Raw genomic sequence first — 17,368 nt, forward strand, 5'->3', positions numbered from 1 at the left:
GAGCCCACCGGATGCCGGAGAGGGTCCCGGCCGAGCAGCACGTCCGCGAGTTCGCGCGGTCGTGCGTGCGGGCGGGCCTGCTCGGCGAGCAGCAGCTGTACGACGAGGTGCTGCTCGCCGTGACCACCGACCTGCCCGACCTGGACGACCCGGAGGGCCTGGCCCGGTCGTGGGTGGCGGAGCTCCGCGCCGAGCTGCTCGCCGACCAGGCGGCCTGGCCGGCCGAGACCGACTACGACCGCCTCCAGGCGGCGTTCACGGACCTGGCCGGTCTGGGCGTCGAGGTGCTGCAGGGCTGCGAGGACCACTGGGCGGCGAAGGCGCTCCTCGACGCCCGGGCCGGCGACCCGCCCCGCGGCGTCGCCTGGTTCACGCCGCCGGACGTCTGGCACGCGATCGACGAGGGCATGCTCGAGGTGAACGTCTGGCACGGCAGCACCGCCAACGTCGCCGCGGGCGACGCCCTGCTGGACGACGTGCTGGCCGTGCTCGCGCGGCACGGTCTCGCGGCCCACTTCGACGAGGGCCGGGTGGAGGTCTCCGCCCGCTGGCGGCGTCGGCTTCCGAACGGATCGTCCTGATCGTCCTCGTCCGTTCGGGCCTCTGACGCCCTCCGGACGGGTGGTTGTCCCCCCAAAGGGTGGCGCCGCCGTCCGGACGGGCAGCAGACTGCGTGACCTCGGATCTCGGCCATGTTCGGGTGGCCGTCCGGAGCCGGGGGACCGGACGGCCACCTACCATGGGACGCGTGAGCGACCTTCCCCAGATCGGTGTCCTGGCCCTGCAGGGCGACGTCCGCGAGCACGTCGCGATGCTCGAGCGCGCGGGTGCCCGCGCCGTACCCGTGCGACGTCCCCGTGAGCTCGCCGACCTCGACGGCATCATCCTGCCCGGCGGCGAGTCGACGACCATGTACAAGCTCGCCCGCACCTTCGACATGTTCGAGCCGCTGCGCGAGGCGATCCGGAACGGCCTGCCGGCGTACGGCACCTGCGCGGGGATGATCATGCTCGCCGACCAGATCGAGGGTGGCGTGCCCGGCCAGGAGACGATCGGCGGGCTCGACGTCGTCGTCCGGCGCAACGCGTTCGGCCGCCAGGTCGACTCCTTCGAGGCCGACCTCGACGTGGAGGACCTTGCCGTCCCGTTCCACGCGCTGTTCATCCGGGCGCCCTGGGTGGAGAAGGTCGGGCAGGAGGTGGAGGTCGTCGCCCGCATCGCCAGCGGGGAGGCGGTGGGTAGGATCGTCGCCGTTCGGCAGGCGAACCTGCTCGCCACGTCGTTCCACCCCGAGATCACCGGGGACCACAGAATGCACGCTCTGTTCGTCGGGATGGTCCAGTCGAGGCTGGACGCGGCGGACGGTTCACCTGCGAAGCGGAAGTAGGGGCAACTCTTCATGTCTGGCCACTCCAAATGGGCGACCACGAAGCACAAGAAGGCCGTCATCGACGCTCGGCGCGGCAAGCTCTTCGCGAAGCTGATCAAGAACGTCGAGGTCGCGGCGCGGATGGGCGGTGGTGACCCCGCCGGGAACCCGACGCTGTACGACGCGATCCAGAAGGCCAAGAAGTCGTCGGTCCCCAACGACAACATCGACCGCGCCGTCAAGCGCGGCTCGGGCGCCGAGGCCGGCGGAGCGGACTACCAGACGATCATGTACGAGGGCTACGGCCCCAGCGGCGTCGCGCTGCTGATCGAGTGCCTCACCGACAACCGGAACCGGGCCGCGATGGAGGTCCGCACCGCCATCAGCCGTAACGGCGGCAACCTGGCCGACCCGGGCTCGGTGTCCTACATGTTCAACCGCAAGGGCGTCGTGATCGTCGCGAAGTCCCAAGACGGCAAGGACGTCTCCGAGGACGACGTCCTCGAGGCGACGCTCGACGCCGGTGCCGAGGAGGTCAACGACATCGGGGACTCCTTCGAGGTGATCAGCGAGGCGACCGACCTGGTCGCGGTGCGCACTGCGCTGCAGGCCGCCGGCGTCGACTACGACTCGGCGGAGGCGTCCTTCGTCCCGACGATGACCGTCGAGGTCGACCAGGACGGCGCCGGCAAGGTGTTCCGCCTCGTCGAGGCGCTCGAGGACCTCGACGACGTGCAGAACGTCTTCGGCAACTTCGACGTGCCCGAGGACGTCATGGCGGCCCTCGACGCGTGATTCCCGTCTCCCCGCCCCCCGCCGACTCCTCCGTGCGGCGGAGTGTCGCGCCGAGGATGGGCGGGCGGCTCGGTTAGGTTTGTCCGAACACATGTTCGGACACTGCTGGCCGGCCGGAAGGGGAGCGTCGTGCGCGTGCTCGGGATCGACCCGGGGCTGACCCGCTGCGGTCTCGGCGTCGTCGAGGGCTCGGTCGGACGGCCGCTGCACATGCTCGACGTCGGCGTCGTGCGGACCCCCGCCGACATGGCCGTCCCGCTGCGGCTGTGCCGGATCGAGGCCGAGGTCGAGCACTGGCTGGACGTGCACGAGCCCGACGCGGTCGCCGTGGAGCGGGTGTTCAGCCAGCACAACGTGAGCACGGTGATGGGCACCGCGCAGGCCAGCGGGATCGCCATGGTGGCCGCCGCCAAGCGCGGGATCCCGGTCGCCCTGCACACCCCGAGCGAGGTCAAGGCCGCGGTCAGCGGCAGCGGCCGCGCCGACAAGGCGCAGATCGGGATCATGGTCACCCGGCTGCTCCGGCTCACCCAGACCCCCAAGCCCGCGGACGCCGCGGACGCCCTGGCGCTGGCCATCTGCCACATCTGGCGCGGCGCCGCCCAGAGCAGGATCGAGGCCGCGGTCGCCGCGGCCGGGAGGAGAGCACGTTGATCGCGTTCGTGAGAGGAACCGTCGCCGGGCTGACCCTGAGCTCTGCGGTGCTCGAGGTCGGGGGAGTCGGCCTCGAGCTGAACTGCACCCCGGGCACGCTGGCCCAGCTGCGCACCGGCGCCGAGGCGACGCTCCCGACGAGCATGATCGTCCGCGAGGAGTCGCTGACCCTGTTCGGGTTCATCGACGAGGACGAGAAGTCGGTCTTCGAGATGCTGCTCACCGCCAGCGGGGTGGGCCCCAAGCTGGCCCAGGCGATGCTGGCGGTGCACTCGCCCGACGAGCTCCGCCGCGCGGTCACCACCGAGGACGTCAAGGCGCTCACCACGGTGCCCGGCATCGGGCAGAAGGGCGCCCAGCGGATCATCCTCGAGCTCAAGGACCGGATCGGCGCCCCCGTCGGCAGCGCGTCCGCGCGCACCGCCCCGGCGGCGGCCGCGGAGCCGTGGCGCGACCAGGTGCACGCCGGGCTGGTCGGCCTCGGCTGGTCGGCCAAGGAGGCCGAGAAGGCCGTCGAGGCGGTCGCCCCCGAGGCCGGGAGCGCGCCCTCGCCCGACGTGGCCGCGCTGCTGCGCGCCGCGCTCCGGACGCTGAGCAAGGCCTGACCCGGTGACCGAGCGCAGCAGGAGGACGACCGAGGCGGACTACGACGCCGCGGAGACCGACTACGTCGAGAGCCGGGCGCTGGTGACCGCCGAGGCCGAGGGCGACGAGCGCGCGGTCGAGGCGGCTCTGCGCCCCCGCTCCCTCGACGAGGTGATCGGCCAGGAGCGGGTGCGCGAGCAGCTCTCCCTGGTGCTCGAGGCCGCCCGCGGGCGTAACCGGGCCCCCGACCACGTCCTGCTCTCCGGTCCGCCCGGGCTGGGCAAGACCACGCTCGCGATGATCATCGCCGCGGAGATGTCGAGCCCGCTGCGGCTGACCTCCGGCCCGGCGATCACCCACGCCGGCGACCTGGCCGCGATCCTGTCGGGGATGAACGACGGCGACGTGCTCTTCGTCGACGAGATCCACCGGATGTCGCGGCCCGCCGAGGAGATGCTCTACATGGCGATGGAGGACTTCCGGGTCGACGTCGTCATCGGCAAGGGCCCCGGCGCCACCGCCATCCCGCTGGAGATCCCGCCGTTCACCCTGGTCGGTGCCACCACGCGTGCCGGCCTGCTGCCCAGCCCGCTGCGCGACCGGTTCGGGTTCACCGCCCACCTCGAGTTCTACGAGCCCGCCGACCTCGACCTGATCGTGCGCCGCTCCGCGGGGCTGCTCGGCGTCACGCTGACCGACGGCGGTGCCGGCGAGATCGCCTCCCGCTCCCGCGGGACCCCGCGGATCGCCAACCGGCTGCTCCGCCGGGTCCGCGACTACGCCCAGGTCCGCGCCGACGGCACCGTCACCCTGGAGATCGCGCACCGCGCGCTCGACCTCTACGAGGTAGACCAGTCCGGTCTCGACCGGCTCGACCGGGCCGTGCTCGACGTGCTCTGCCGCCGATTCGGCGGGGGTCCCGTGGGGGTCAGCACCCTGGCGGTGGCCGTGGGGGAGGAGCGGGAGACGGTGGAGGAGGTCGCCGAGCCGTTCCTGGTCCGTTCCGGCCTGCTCGCCCGTACTCCTCGGGGCCGGGTGGCCACCCCCGCGGCCTGGCAGCACCTCGGGCTCGCGGTGCCGTCCACCGCGGCGTTCAGCGGGGCGCAGGGTGTGTCGGCCGCCGAGGCGGACCTGTTCACCGACGACTGACGGGCGCCCGCCCGATACGCATTCGTGACGTATGCCCCGGCTGTGTGCGCAACACCACTCAGGAACGGCAGTTAGACTTCACCGTCGGCCGTTTGGTCCGGCCTCGTGGCATGCCCCCAAACATCTCCTGAGGAGTCACCGTGTCGCCAGAGGATCTGGCCGGGATCTTTCCCCTCCTGCTCATCGTCGTCGCCTTCTGGTTCCTCGTGATCCGGCCGGCCCGCAAGCGCCAGCAGGAGATGAGGACGATCCAGTCGCAGGTCGCCCCCGGATCCCAGGTCATGCTGGGCTCGGGGATCTACGGCACCGTGGTGGACGTCGCCGACGACACCCTGCGGCTCGAGCTTGCCCCCGGCACCGTGGTGAAGGTCGCCCGGCAGGCCGTCGTCCGGGTCGTCGAGGAGCCGGTATCGCCGGCCCCGCCGCCCGCGGCCGCCGACGAGTCGCCCAGCGCCACCGACGAGCAGTAACAGACTTCTGGACCTCTCGGTCCGGCATGTGAGGAGCACATAGCAGTGGCGACAAAAGCGTCCCGCCCCGGGCGCACGCTCATCGTCTTCGGGATGGTCATCGCCGTCCTGTTCGGCGCGGTGGCGCTCGGTGGCAGCTGGAAGCCGAAGCTCGGCCTGGACCTCCAGGGCGGTACCCGGATCACGCTCGAGGCGAGCACCGAGACCGGTGACGCGGTCACCCCGGAGAAGCTCGAGGAGGCCGCCGGCATCATCGACAGCCGGGTGAACGGCAGCGGCGTGTCCGAGGCCGAGGTCGCCACGCAGGGAGACCGCAACATCATCGTCGAGATCCCCGGGCAGAACCGGAAGGACCTCGTCGACACGGTCAAGCAGACCGCGCAGCTGCGGTTCCGCCTGGTCGCCGCCGCGGCGCCCGGTGTCCCCGCGCCCCAGCCGAGCACCGGCCCCAGCGGTGCCGCGTCGCCGAGCGCCTCGGGCAGTGCCGCCCCCTCCGCCGAGCCGTCGGGCAAGGCGACCCCGAAGCCGTCCGCGTCCGCCTCGCCGAGAGGCCGTGCGCTCTCCGGCGGGCTGCTGAGCGCCGACAAGACGGCTCCCGCCGCCTCGCCGTCGGCCGCGGCCAGCCCCAGTGCCGGGACCTCCGCGCAGCCGCTGCCCGGCCAGCCGGTCCCGGGCCAGGCGACCCCCGCGAAGGGCGCGCCCGTCGACCAGCCCCTGGCCTGGATGAACAACCCCGGCTCCGAGTGGCTCACCAAGTTCCAGTCCTTCACCTGCCCCGCGCAGGGCAAGGTGGCTGCTCCCGTCAAGGACGTGAAGGCCCAGCCGCTGCTCACCTGCGACGAGAACGGCACGAAGTACCTGCTGTCGGCGGCGGTGATCGAGGGCACCCAGCTCAAGGACGCCAGCTCCGGCATCCCGCAGGGCCAGGTCGGCTACGTCGTGGACCTGTCGTTCGACAGCACCGCGCGGCAGAGCTTCGCCGACGTGACCCAGCAGCTCGCGGGCACCGGTCAGCAGTTCGCCATCGTGCTCGACGGCGAGGTCATCTCCGCGCCGCAGGTGAACCAGCCGATCCCCGGCGGCAACGCCCAGATCAGCGGCGACTTCACCCAGGAGGAGGCGCAGACGCTGGCGAACAGCCTCAAGTACGGCGCCCTGCCGCTGAAGTTCACCGCCCCCGTCGTCACCGAGGAGGGGCCGTCGCTGGCCTCCGACCAGCTCGCCGCGGGCATCTGGGCCGGACTCGTCGGCCTCGCCCTGGTGCTCGTCTACTGCCTGATCTACTACCGCGGCCTCGGCCTGGTCGTCTTCGCCTCGTTGATGGTGGCCGCCGCGGTCACCTACGCCACGGTGCTGGTGATGAGCGAGGCGGTCGGGTTCACCCTCACGCTGCCCGGCATCGCCGGCCTGATCGTGGCGGTGGGTATCACCGCGGACTCGTTCATCGTCTACTTCGAGCGGATACGTGACGAGATGCGCGACGGGAAGTCGATGCGCGTGGCCGTCGAGGCGGGCTGGGTCCGCGCCCGGGCCACCTGCCTCGCCGCCGACGCGGTCTCGCTGCTCGCCGCCGTGGTGCTCTACATCTTCGCCATCGGTGTCGTGAAGGGCTTCGCGTTCGCGCTGGGCATCAGCACGATCATCGACATCGTGGTCTTCTTCTTCTTCACCAAGCCGATGGTGTCGTGGCTGGCCCGGTTCCCCTTCTTCTACAACGGGCACAAGCTGTCCGGGCTGGATGCGGAGAACCTCGGGCTGGACCGGCTCCCCGGAGTCCGCCGTCCTCGCACGGCTGGAGGGAACGCCTGATGGGCAAGATGTCTCGTCTCGGGAACGCGCTCTACGAGGGCGACGTCTCCATCGACTTCGTCGGCCGCCGGATGCTCTGGTACACCATCTCCGGGATCATCGTGCTGGTCGCGGTGGCCGGGCTGTACTTCAAGGGCCTGAACATGGGCATCGAGTTCGAGGGCGGTGTGGAGTACCGCGTCGCGATGGCGCCCGGTGAGGCCGACCAGCAGGCCGTGGAGGACATCCGCGACGCCGTGGTCGGCACCGGCATCGACGCGGCCTCGGCGCCGATCGTGAACACCTCGGGCACCGACACCATCCGGGTGCAGACCGAGCCGATGCCCGACAACGACGACGCGACCGCGGTGTCGGAGGCGATCCAGGAGGCCGCCGGCGTCGGCGAGGACGACATCAGCCAGGCCGCCATCGGCGCCACCTGGGGCCAGCAGGTCGCCGACCGCGCGCTGATCGGCCTCGGTGTCTTCACCGTGCTCGTCGTGCTCTTCATCTGGGCCTACTTCCGCGAGTGGAAGATGTCGGTGGCCGCGCTGGTCGCCCTCGTCCACGACGTGGTGATCACGGTGGGTGTCTACGCGATCTCCGGCTTCGAGGTCACCCCGGCCACCGTGACCGGTGTGCTGACGATCCTCGGCTTCTCGCTCTACGACACGGTCGTGGTCTTCGACAAGGTCCGGGAGAACACCAAGAACCTCTCCCGCTCGCGGAAGACCTACCGCGAGGCCGCGAACCTGGCGGTCAACCAGACCCTGGTCCGGTCGATCAACACGTCGATCGTGGCGCTGCTGCCGGTCGGCGCGCTGCTCTACGCCGGCGTGGTGACCCTGGGCTCGGGCGCGTTGAAGGACCTCGCGCTCGCGCTGTTCGTCGGCATGGCCGCGGGTGCCTACTCGTCGATCTTCATCGCCACTCCGCTGCTGGTGCAGCTGAAGATGCGCGAGCCCGCGATCCAGCGCGGCGACGCCCGGGCCACCACCCGGGCGCGCCACCACGAGGTCGACCGGTACGCCGCCGTCCCGGTCTTCACCGACGACATGCCGGTGCACGACGAGCCCACGGGTGACGACCGCGACGAGGTGGAGGACGACGTCGCGCCGAGTGCGGTCGGCTCCGGCCGGGCCCCGCGCTACACCGCGGGGGAGCGGCCCGCGTCGCGCGCGGTCAGCAACTCCGCGTCGGCGAAGCGGGCGCAGCCCTCGCGCAAACCCCGCTCGCAGCGCGGCAAGAAGTGAGCCCGGAGATGACCGAGACGGAGCGCGAGGCGCACGACGCGTGGCTCCAGGGGCACCTCGACACGCTGATCCGCGACATCCCGGACTTCCCGGAGCCGGGTGTGGTGTTCAAGGACATCACCCCGCTGCTCGCGGACCACGACGGGTTCTCGGCGGTGATCGAGACGCTCGCCCGGTCCGGTCGTGACGCCGACGGCGCCGTGATCGTGGACAAGGTGGTCGGGATGGAGGCCCGCGGGTTCATCCTCGCGGCCCCGGTGGCGCTCGCGCTCGGCGCCGGGTTCATCCCGGTCCGCAAGGCGGGCAAGCTGCCAGGTCCCACGCACGCCGTCGAGTACGACCTCGAGTACGGCAGCGCCACGCTCGAGCTGCACCGCGACTCGATCCGCGAGGGCGAGCGCGTCCTGATCGTCGACGACGTGCTGGCCACCGGGGGCACGGTCGCCGCGACCGCGAAGCTCATCGAGCAGTGCGGCGGTCGGGTCGCCGGGGTCGCCGTACTCATGGAGCTGTCGTTCCTGCCCGGCCGGGCGGCGGTCGGGGACCTGCCGTTCCGGGCGGTCAAGACCGTCTGACCGCGGGGGACGACGCGACCCTGCGCCGCGTCGGCTCGCGTGGGCCCTGCCGCTCAGGCGGCGAGGCATAGACTGGGAGTTCGGAACGGGAGCAGGGGTGGCCAGTGGCTGACGAGCGAGGCGCGAGTCCCGAGGTGGACGCGCCGGACACGCCTGCCCGCACGCCCGAGGCTCGTCCCGCCCCCGCGCCGGGAGGGCCGTCCGGTCGCCGGATGCGCGCCCGGCTCGCCCGGATGGCGACCAAGTCCACGGCCGGCAACCCGGTGCTCGAGCCGCTGTTCCGGGTGGTGCGGGCGAACCACCCCAAGGCCGACCTGGCGCTGATCGAGCGGGCCTACCTGGTCGCCGAGAAGGCGCACGGCACGCAGACCCGCAAGAGCGGCGACCCGTACATCACCCACCCGCTCGCCGTCGCCACGATCCTGGCCGAGATCGGCATGACCGAGTCGACGATCTGCGCGGCGCTGCTCCACGACACGGTCGAGGACACGTCGTACACCCTGGCCGAGCTGCGCAACGACTTCGGCGAGGAGGTCGCGCTGCTCGTCGACGGCGTGACCAAGCTGGACAAGGTCAAGTACGGCGACTCCGCCCAGGCCGAGACGATCCGCAAGATGATCGTCGCGATGAGCCGGGACATCCGGGTCCTGGTCATCAAGCTCGCCGACCGCCTGCACAACATGCGCACGCTGCGCTACCTCAAGCAGGACAAGCAGGAGCGGATCGCCCGCGAGACCCTGGAGATCTTCGCGCCCCTGGCCCACCGGCTGGGCATGAACACCATCAAGTGGGAGCTCGAGGACCTCGCGTTCGCGACCCTGCACCCGAAGATCTACGACGAGATCGTGCGGCTGGTCGCCGAGCGGGCGCCGTCGCGTGACCAGTTCCTGGCCCAGGTGATCTCCCAGGTCGAGAACGACCTGCGCGAGGCGAAGATCAAGGCGGTCGTCACCGGACGGCCGAAGCACTACTACTCGATCTACCAGAAGATGATCGTGCGAGGACGCGAGTTCTCCGACATCTACGACCTGGTGGGCATCCGGATCCTGGTCGAGTCCGACCGCGACTGCTACGCGGTGCTCGGCGTCCTGCACTCCCGGTGGAACCCGGTCGCGGGGCGGTTCAAGGACTTCATCGCGATGCCGAAGTTCAACATGTACCAGTCGCTGCACACCACGGTGATCGGTCTCCAGGGCAAGCCCGTCGAGCTGCAGATCCGCACCTTCGCCATGCACCGCCGCGCGGAGTACGGCGTCGCCGCACACTGGAAGTACAAGGAGGACGTGCGCTCCGGCACCGACACCGACCGGTCGTTGGTGACCCGCGAGACGAGCAGCTCCGACATGGCCTGGGTCCGCCAGCTGCTCGACTGGCAGCAGGAGACCGAGGACCCGGGGGAGTTCCTGGAGTCGCTGCGCTTCGAGATCAACTCCGCCGAGGTGTACGTGTTCACCCCGCGCGGCGACGTGATGGCGCTGCCGACCGGGTCCACGCCGATCGACTTCGCCTACGCGATCCACACCGAGGTCGGGCACCGCACCATCGGTGCCCGCGTCAACGGCCGGCTGGTGCCGCTGGAGTCGACGCTCGACAACGGCGACGTGGTCGAGGTGTTCACCTCCAAGGCGCCGAACGCCGGACCGTCCCGCGACTGGCTCGCGTTCGTGAAGTCCCCGCGCGCCCGCAACAAGATCCGCCAGTGGTTCACCAAGGAGCGCCGCGAGGAGGCCATCGAGCAGGGCAAGGAGCAGATCGCCCGGCTGATGCGCAAGGAGGGGCAGCCGCTCAAGCGGGTGCTCACCCACGAGACGTTGAGCACCGTGGCCACCGAGATGCGGCTTTCCGACGTGTCCGCGCTCTACGCCGCGGTCGGCGAGGGCAACCTGGGCGCCCAGACCGTCGTACGCCGGGTCATCGACCTGTACGGCGGCGAGGAGGGTGCCGCGGAGGACCTCGCCGAGGGTGTCCGGATCACCAGCGAACGGGCCCGGGCCAAGCAGTCCGCGGGCGGCGACGCCGGTGTCATCGTGCGCGGGATCTCCGACGTGTGGGTCAAGCTCGCCAAGTGCTGCACGCCGGTGCCGGGCGATGCGATCCTCGGCTTCGTCACGCGCGGCGCGGGCGTCTCCGTGCACCGTGCCGACTGCACGAACGCCTCCAGCCTCAAGTCGCAGCCCGAGCGGCTCGTCGAGGTGGAGTGGGCGCCGACCGCGCAGTCGATGTTCCTGGTGAACATCCAGGTCGAGGCGCTCGACCGGGCCCGGTTGCTCTCGGACATCACCAAGGTGCTCTCCGACGTGCACGTGAACATCCTGGCCGCGTCGCTGCAGACCACCCGGGACCGTGTCGCGAAGTCCCGGTTCACCTTCGAGATGGGCGACCCCAAGCACCTCGGCCACGTCCTCAAGGCGGTCCGGTCGGTCGACGGCGTGTTCGACGCCTACCGCGTGACGCAGTAGCCGCGGCGCCGTACCCGCTGGGTCGTTCGCGGCCGCCTCGCCGGGCCAGGGGACCGACACAACGGCACACGTGTGCCGTTGTGACACCGATTCCGCGGCCGACCGTGTCACAACAGCACACATGTGCCGTTCGGGTTGGGGGAGCAGAATGCGCGGCGCCCCGACACAGCAGCCCCGGCCAGACCGGGGTCACAACAGCGCACGTGCGCCTTTGTGGCGCCGATTCCGCGGCCGACCGTGTCACAACAGCACAACATGTGCCGTTCGGGTCGGGGCAGCAGAGGCGCGGCGCCACAGTTGCCCCGGACAGTCCGGGGCCGCACGAGCGCACGTGCGCCGTCGTGACACCGATTCCGCGCCGCACCGTGTCACAACAGAACACATGTGACGTTGGGGTCGGGCAGCAATGCACGGCGCCCCGACACAGCTGCCCCGGCCGGACCGGGGCCGCAAGAGCGCACGTGCGCTGTTCTGGCCCGCGAACGGCACCGGATCGGGGCCGCAACGGCGCACATGAGCTGTTCTGGCCCGGGCGAACCAGGAGCGGCACTCGAGCGGGCCGACCGCACGTGGCGCCGTACCCGCCACCCCGCCGCCATCAGCGCCGGTAACCCGGCCCCGTTGCCGACCGCACGCGGCGTCGTACCCCGCCACCCGCCTCCGTCACACACCACGCCAGAAGACACCGAGCGGGCCGACCCGACGGGGTCGGCCCGCTCGACACAGCGTGCGGTACGGCGCTCGGCAGCCTCAGCCGGAGAACTCCTCCAGCGCCTTCTGCGCCTCGGTGAGCCAGGAGCGGCGGGCCTCGATGGCGCTCGCGTGCTCGTCGGCCTTGCGGGTGTTCCCGGCCGCGGCGGCCTTGTCGCGCTTGGCCTCGAGCTCCGCGATGGAGGACTCGAGCTGGGCGACGGTGTCCGCGGCGCGGGCGCGGGCCTCGGGGTTAGAGCGCCGCCACTGGTCGTCCTCGACTCCGCGGATGGCCTGCTCGACCTTGCGCATCCGGCCCTCGAGGTCCTTCATCCGGTCGCGGGGAACCTTGCCGGCAGCGTCCCAGCGCTCGGCCAGGTCGCGGAAGGCCTCCTTGGCCACGCGCAGGTCGGTGACCGGGACGAGGGCCTCGGCCTCGACGAGCAGGGCCTCCTTCTTCTCCGCGTTCGCCGCGAACTCGCGGTCGAGCTCGGCGTTGGCGGCGTCGCGCGCGCCGAAGAACTGGTCCTGCGCGCCGCGGAAACGCTTCCACAGCTGGTCGTCGACGCCCTTCGGCGCCGGACCGGCCGCCTTCCACTGCCGCATGAGCTCGCGGTACTTGCCCGACGTCGGGCCCCACTCGGTGGAACCCGCGAGCGCCTCGGCCTCGACGACGAGCCGCTCCTTGATCACGCGGGCGGAGTCGCGCTTCTCGTTCAGCTCGGAGAAGTGCGACTTGCGGCGGCGGGTGTACGTCGTACGGGCGGTGGAGAACCGGCGCCACAGGGCGTCGTCGGTGCTCTTGTCCAGGCGGGGGAGCGCCTTCCACTCCTCCAGCAGATCGCGCATCCGGTTGGCCCCGTTGCGCCAGTCGTTGCTCTCGGAGATCGTCTCGGCCTCGCCGGCGATCCGCTCCTTGGCGACCCGGGCCTCCTCGACGCGCTTGGCCCGCTCGGCCTTCCGCTGCTCGCGGCGCTCCTCGATCGTGGAGTTCAGCGCCTGCAGCCGGGCGTCGAGCCCGGCGAGGTCGCCCACGGCCTGGGCGTCGACGATCGTGGCGTGCACCTGCTTGACCGCGGCGGTCGCCTCGTCGGGAGCCAGCGCACCGCTCTTCACCCGCTGCTCGAGCAGCTCCACCTCGAAGGCGAGGTCGTCGAACCGCTTGGTGTAGAACGCCAGCGCCTCCTCGCCCGTGGCGTCGGGCATCTGACCGACCTTGCGCTCACCGTCCGCCGTGCGGACGAAGACCGAGCCGTCCTCGGACACGCGACCCCACTGGTCTGTTGCCTGGTCGCTGTCGGAGCTGTTCACCGGGTTACCTCTATCAGTGTCAGGGTGCGGTCCACTGCTACAGCATCGTAGTCAGTTCCCCCACGCGAAGCGGCCACACCGTCTGACCCGTGGTCGGTCCACGCGCTGGCGCGCCTCGTTGAGACCACGGCAGGTGAGTCTAGGTCGGGGGAGCCGGTCCAAGCACGGGATTACGGCTACAAGCGCATAACGGCCCCGACCCACACGGTTAACGCGGCCGGACGACCCCTCGGTAGGCTTCGGGGGTCCCATGCGTCCCCGACGCACCCCGAGATGTGCAGGAGAAGGCACGCGTGCTGATTGCAGGCTTTCCGGCCGGTCCCTGGGGGACCAACTGCTACGTCGTCGCGACCGGTCCCGGTCAGGAGTGCGTCGTCGTCGACCCCGGGAAGGACGCCGCCGACGGCGTGGCGGGGGTGGTGCGCGAGCACAATCTGAAGCCCGTCTCCGTGCTGGTGACCCACGGGCACATCGACCACATGTGGTGCGTGGCCCCGGTCTCCGGCACGTACGACGCCACGGCGTACATCCACCCGGCCGACCGGCACCTGCTGAGCGACCCGATGGCGGGGATGTCGCGCGAGACCGCCGGGATGCTGCTGGGCGGGAAGTACGAGTTCGCGGAGCCCGACGAGGTGTCCGAGCTCGGCGACGGGCAGACCCTCGAGCTCGCCGGCCTCGAGTTCCTCGTGGACCACACCCCGGGGCACACCCCCGGCTCGGTCACCTTCCGGACGCCGTACGACGAGCAGGACGTCGCCGAGATCATGTTCTCCGGGGACCTGCTCTTCGCCGGCTCCATCGGCCGGACCGACCTCCCCGGCGGCGACCATCCGACGATGCTGCGGAGCCTGGCCACCAAGGTGCTGCCGCTGCGCGACGACATCGTCGTGCTGCCCGGCCACGGTGAGCAGACCAGCATCGCGCGCGAGCGCGCCACCAACCCCTACCTCCTCGACCTCGTCCGCGACCCGGGCGAGTCGACACCTTCCCCCACCAGAGGCCTCTAGGACCGATGAGCAAACCCACCCCCCTGAGCGGGTTTCCCGAGCTGCTGCCCGAGCAGAAGTTCGTGGAGCAGCGCGTCACCGACTCGCTGCGCCGTACCTTCGAGCTGCACGGCTTCGCCCCCGTCGAGACCCGCGCGGTCGAGCCCCTCGACAACCTGCTGCGCAAGGGCGAGACCTCCAAGGAGGTCTATGTCCTGCGCCGGCTGCAGGCCGACCCGGAGCAGGCTGACACCGACGCGGGCATCGGCCTGCACTTCGACCTGACCGTGCCGTTCGCGCGCTACGTGCTGGAGAACGCCGGCAAGCTCGAGTTCCCCTTCCGGCGCTACCAGATCCAGAAGGCCTGGCGGGGGGAGCGGCCCCAGGAAGGGCGCTACCGCGAGTTCGCCCAAGCCGACATCGACGTCGTCATGAAGGACGAGCTGCCCTTCCACTTCGACATCGAGGTGGCGCGGGTCATGGCCGAGGCGCTCTCCGTGCTTCCCCTTCCGCCGATGAAGCTGCGGGTGAACAACCGCAAGCTCATCGAGGGGTTCTACCGCGGGATCGGCGCGTCGGACCCGGCCGAGGTGATCCGGATCGTCGACAAGCTCGACAAGCTGCCGTCCACGACGGTCGCGGAGATGCTGGTCGCGGAGGCCGGTCTCTCCGAGGAGCAGGCCAAGCAGTGCCTGTCCCTGGCCGAGATCAGCGCCCGCGACACCTCGTTCGTGGACCAGGTGCGCGCGCTCGGCGTGGAGCACGACCTGCTCACGAGGGGGCTCGAGGAGCTCGCCGCCGTGGTCGAGGGGTGCTCCTCGGTGAACGGGGACCGGTTCAGCGTCGAGGCGAGCCTGAGCCTGGCGCGCGGCCTGGACTACTACACGGGCACGGTCTTCGAGATCTTCATGGAGGGCTTCGAGTTCCTCAAGTCCGTGGGCGGCGGCGGCCGGTACGACGCGCTCGCCTCGGACGGCAAGACCACCTACCCGGGCGTCGGGATCTCGTTCGGCATCTCTCGCACGCTCGTGCCGCTGCTCAGCCGCGGTGTGCTCGCCGGAAGCCGGGCGGTCCCCTCCGCCGTACTCGTGGCGCTCCCCGACGAGGCGTCCCGACCGCTCAGCGACGCGGTCGCCCAGCAGCTGCGCGCGGGCGGCGTGCCCGCCGAGGTGGCCGCCGCGCCGCAGAAGTTCGGCAAGCAGATCCGCTACGCCGAGCGGCGGGGCATCCCCTTCGTGTGGTTCTTCGGTGCCGACGAGAACGGCGCCGCCACCGACCACCAGGTCAAGGACATCCGCAGCGGCGAGCAGACGCCCGCGGACCCGGCCACCTGGCAGCCTCCCGCCGAGGACCTCGTCCCCGCCGTCCTCACCCAGCAGTCCCCAGACAAGGAGCAGCACTCGTGATCCGCACGCATGACGCCGGAAGCCTCCGGGCCGACCACGTCGGAGAGACCGTCACCCTGGCCGGGTGGGTCGGCCGACGGCGCGACCACGGAGGCGTCGCCTTCCTCGACCTCCGGGAGGGCTCCGGAGTGGTGCAGGTCGTCGTCCGCGACGAGGAGGTGGCGCACCACCTGCGTTCGGAGTACTGCCTCAAGATCACCGGCGAGGTCGCCAAGCGGCCCGAGGGCAACGCCAACCCGCACCTGCCCACCGGCGACATCGAGGTGATCGCCGCCGACGTGGAGGTGCTCAGCGAGGCCGCGCCGCTGCCGTTCCCGATCGACGAGCACGTCCAGGTGGGGGAGGAGGTGCGCCTCAAGCACCGGTACCTCGACCTGCGGCGCTCGGGTCCCGCGGCGGCGCTGCGGCTGCGCAGCCAGGTCAACCGCGCGGCCCGCGAGGTGCTCGACTCTCAAGGTTTCGTCGAGGTCGAGACTCCGACCCTGACCCGCTCCACGCCCGAGGGTGCCCGCGACTTCCTGGTCCCCGCGCGCCTGCAGCCGGGCAGCTGGTACGCCCTGCCGCAGAGCCCGCAGCTGTTCAAGCAGCTGCTGATGGTCGCCGGCATGGAGCGCTACTACCAGATCGCGCGCTGCTACCGCGACGAGGACTTCCGCGCCGACCGGCAGCCGGAGTTCACCCAGCTCGACCTCGAGATGAGCTTCGTCGAGCAGGACGACGTGATCGCGCTGTCCGAGGAGATCCTCCGCGCGCTGTGGGCGCTGATCGGGGTCGAGATCGAGACGCCGATCCCGCGGATCAGCTACGAGGAGTCGATGCGCCGCTTCGGCACCGACAAGCCCGACCTGCGGATGGGCCTCGAGCTCGTCGAGTGCACCGACTACTTCAAGGACACCCCGTTCCGCGTGTTCCAGGCGCCGTACGTCGGCGCGGTGGTCATGCCCGGCGGCGCGGACCAGCCGCGCAAGCAGCTCGACGCCTGGCAGGAGTGGGCCAAGCAGCGCGGGGCGCGGGGCCTGGCCTACGTGCTCGTGGGTGCGGACGGTGAGCTCGGCGGCCCGGTCGCCAAGAACCTCAGCGAGACCGAACGGGCCGGACTCGCCGACCACGTGGGCGCGAAGCCCGGCGACGCGGTGTTCTTCGCCGCCGGCCCCGGCAAGCACTCGCGCGGCCTGCTCGGCGCCGCGCGGCTCGAGATCGGCCGGCGCGTCGGCCTGATCGACGAGTCGGCGTGGAAGTTCGTCTGGATCGTCGACGCCCCGCTGTTCGAGCCGACCGACGAGGCGACCGCCGCGGGTGACGTCGCGGTCGGCAGTGGCGCCTGGACCGCGGTCCACCACGCCTTCACCGCGCCCAAGCCCGAGTGCCTGGACACCTTCGACGTGGACCCGAGCGAGGCGCTCGCCTACGCCTACGACATCGTCTGCAACGGCAACGAGATCGGTGGCGGTTCGATCCGTATCCACCGCGAGGACGTGCAGAAGCGGGTCTTCGCGACGATGGGCATCGGCGAGGCCGAGGCCGAGGAGAAGTTCGGGTTCCTGCTCGAGGCGTTCAAGTACGGCGCCCCGCCGCACGGCGGCATCGCGTTCGGGTGGGACCGGATCTGTGCCCTGCTCTCCGGCACGGACTCGATCCGCGACGTGATCGCCTTCCCGAAGACGGGCGCGGGCTACGACCCGCTGACCGCCGCCCCGGCGCCGATCACCGCGGCCCAGCGGGCCGAGGCGGGCGTCGACGCGCCGATGTCTAAGGACGCCAAGGGCGTGAGGTCCACGAAGGACGAGGTGGGGGAGAAGCAGCAGGGCTGAGGCCCACTCCGCCCCGCCACGACAAGGCACGACACGCCGGGAACCGGTCCCCGCGACCGCCCCG

The 17,368-nt window shown here is 71.2% G+C and carries 15 protein-coding genes; 14 read left to right on the plus strand and 1 reads right to left on the minus strand.

The window, feature by feature from the left end; all coding sequences use genetic code 11:
- Window positions 1-11 precede the first annotated feature (11 nt).
- From K1X13_RS15260 to K1X13_RS15310, 11 genes are all read left to right on the plus strand, one after another.
- Entirely contained in the window at window positions 12-581 is a 570-nt protein-coding gene (locus K1X13_RS15260) for a DUF6891 domain-containing protein (RefSeq protein WP_221025863.1), read from the plus strand.
- A 158-nt stretch (window positions 582-739) separates the two neighbouring features.
- The gene (gene pdxT / locus K1X13_RS15265; protein ID WP_221025864.1) at window positions 740-1,387 is read left to right on the plus strand and encodes a pyridoxal 5'-phosphate synthase glutaminase subunit PdxT; all 648 of its coding nucleotides are present in this window, start codon (window positions 740-742) and stop codon (window positions 1,385-1,387) included.
- A 12-nt stretch (window positions 1,388-1,399) separates the two neighbouring features.
- The gene (locus K1X13_RS15270) at window positions 1,400-2,164 is read left to right on the plus strand and encodes a YebC/PmpR family DNA-binding transcriptional regulator (RefSeq protein ID WP_221025865.1); all 765 of its coding nucleotides are present in this window, start codon (window positions 1,400-1,402) and stop codon (window positions 2,162-2,164) included.
- A gap of 129 nt (window positions 2,165-2,293) precedes the next feature.
- A complete protein-coding gene (gene ruvC, locus K1X13_RS15275) occupies window positions 2,294-2,818 on the plus strand; it encodes a crossover junction endodeoxyribonuclease RuvC (RefSeq protein ID WP_221025866.1) in 525 nt (174 codons plus the stop codon).
- Window positions 2,815-3,423 (plus strand): Holliday junction branch migration protein RuvA, encoded by a 609-nt coding sequence (gene ruvA / locus K1X13_RS15280; protein ID WP_221025867.1) that lies wholly within the window; start codon window positions 2,815-2,817, stop codon window positions 3,421-3,423. The genes ruvC and ruvA overlap by 4 nt, the downstream gene beginning before the upstream one ends.
- Window positions 3,424-3,502: 79 nt before the next feature.
- Window positions 3,503-4,552, plus strand: coding sequence for a Holliday junction branch migration DNA helicase RuvB (ruvB, locus tag K1X13_RS15285; RefSeq protein WP_225915284.1), 1,050 nt, complete (start codon window positions 3,503-3,505; stop codon window positions 4,550-4,552).
- A 140-nt stretch (window positions 4,553-4,692) separates the two neighbouring features.
- A complete protein-coding gene (yajC, locus tag K1X13_RS15290; RefSeq protein WP_308249575.1) occupies window positions 4,693-5,022 on the plus strand; it encodes a preprotein translocase subunit YajC in 330 nt (109 codons plus the stop codon).
- Between the two features lie 93 nt (window positions 5,023-5,115).
- Window positions 5,116-6,831, plus strand: a complete 1,716-nt coding sequence (gene secD / locus K1X13_RS15295; protein ID WP_221025869.1) for a protein translocase subunit SecD — start codon at window positions 5,116-5,118, stop codon at window positions 6,829-6,831.
- Entirely contained in the window at window positions 6,831-8,063 is a 1,233-nt protein-coding gene (secF, locus tag K1X13_RS15300; RefSeq protein WP_221025870.1) for a protein translocase subunit SecF, read from the plus strand. Before secD ends, secF begins: the two co-directional genes overlap by 1 nt.
- Window positions 8,064-8,071: 8 nt before the next feature.
- Window positions 8,072-8,638 (plus strand): adenine phosphoribosyltransferase, encoded by a 567-nt coding sequence (locus K1X13_RS15305; protein ID WP_221025871.1) that lies wholly within the window; start codon window positions 8,072-8,074, stop codon window positions 8,636-8,638.
- Window positions 8,639-8,850: 212 nt separating this feature from the next.
- On the plus strand, window positions 8,851-11,097 hold the full coding sequence (locus K1X13_RS15310) for a RelA/SpoT family protein (protein WP_221026104.1): 2,247 nt from the start codon (window positions 8,851-8,853) through the stop codon (window positions 11,095-11,097).
- A gap of 750 nt (window positions 11,098-11,847) precedes the next feature.
- Here the strand turns inward: K1X13_RS15310 and K1X13_RS15315 are convergent.
- Window positions 11,848-13,098: a DUF349 domain-containing protein gene (locus K1X13_RS15315; RefSeq protein WP_308249576.1), complete on the minus strand. Its 1,251-nt coding sequence runs from the start codon at window positions 13,096-13,098 to the stop codon at window positions 11,848-11,850.
- Window positions 13,099-13,391: 293 nt separating this feature from the next.
- On the opposite strand from K1X13_RS15315, the gene K1X13_RS15320 reads away from it, so the two are divergent.
- The 3 genes from K1X13_RS15320 to aspS are packed head-to-tail and all read left to right on the plus strand — an operon-like array spanning window position 13,392 to window position 17,304.
- On the plus strand, window positions 13,392-14,108 hold the full coding sequence (locus K1X13_RS15320; RefSeq protein WP_221025872.1) for an MBL fold metallo-hydrolase: 717 nt from the start codon (window positions 13,392-13,394) through the stop codon (window positions 14,106-14,108).
- A gap of 5 nt (window positions 14,109-14,113) precedes the next feature.
- The gene (hisS, locus tag K1X13_RS15325) at window positions 14,114-15,493 is read left to right on the plus strand and encodes a histidine--tRNA ligase (protein WP_221025873.1); all 1,380 of its coding nucleotides are present in this window, start codon (window positions 14,114-14,116) and stop codon (window positions 15,491-15,493) included.
- Complete coding sequence (gene aspS / locus K1X13_RS15330) at window positions 15,490-17,304, plus strand: aspartate--tRNA ligase (protein ID WP_221025874.1); 1,815 nt, start codon at window positions 15,490-15,492, stop codon at window positions 17,302-17,304. The genes hisS and aspS overlap by 4 nt, the downstream gene beginning before the upstream one ends.
- Window positions 17,305-17,368 lie beyond the last annotated feature (64 nt).

This window comes from Nocardioides jiangsuensis (assembly GCF_019679455.1).
Lineage (GTDB): Bacteria > Actinomycetota > Actinomycetes > Propionibacteriales > Nocardioidaceae > Nocardioides_C > Nocardioides_C jiangsuensis.

What these genes read in the sequence shown, in the direction of transcription:
- secD (WP_221025869.1), top strand. Translation starts at nt 5,116, where the DNA reads ATGGTCATCGCCGTCCTGTTCGGCGCGGTGGCGCTCGGTGGCAGCTGG.
- hisS (WP_221025873.1), top strand. Translation starts at nt 14,114, where the DNA reads ATGAGCAAACCCACCCCCCTGAGCGGGTTTCCCGAGCTGCTGCCCGAG.
- secF (WP_221025870.1), top strand. Translation starts at nt 6,831, where the DNA reads ATGGGCAAGATGTCTCGTCTCGGGAACGCGCTCTACGAGGGCGACGTC.
- K1X13_RS15270 (WP_221025865.1), top strand. Translation starts at nt 1,400, where the DNA reads ATGTCTGGCCACTCCAAATGGGCGACCACGAAGCACAAGAAGGCCGTC.
- K1X13_RS15260 (WP_221025863.1), top strand. Translation starts at nt 12, where the DNA reads ATGCCGGAGAGGGTCCCGGCCGAGCAGCACGTCCGCGAGTTCGCGCGG.
- pdxT (WP_221025864.1), top strand. Translation starts at nt 740, where the DNA reads ATGGGACGCGTGAGCGACCTTCCCCAGATCGGTGTCCTGGCCCTGCAG.
- K1X13_RS15305 (WP_221025871.1), top strand. Translation starts at nt 8,072, where the DNA reads ATGACCGAGACGGAGCGCGAGGCGCACGACGCGTGGCTCCAGGGGCAC.
- K1X13_RS15310 (WP_221026104.1), top strand. Translation starts at nt 8,851, where the DNA reads ATGCGCGCCCGGCTCGCCCGGATGGCGACCAAGTCCACGGCCGGCAAC.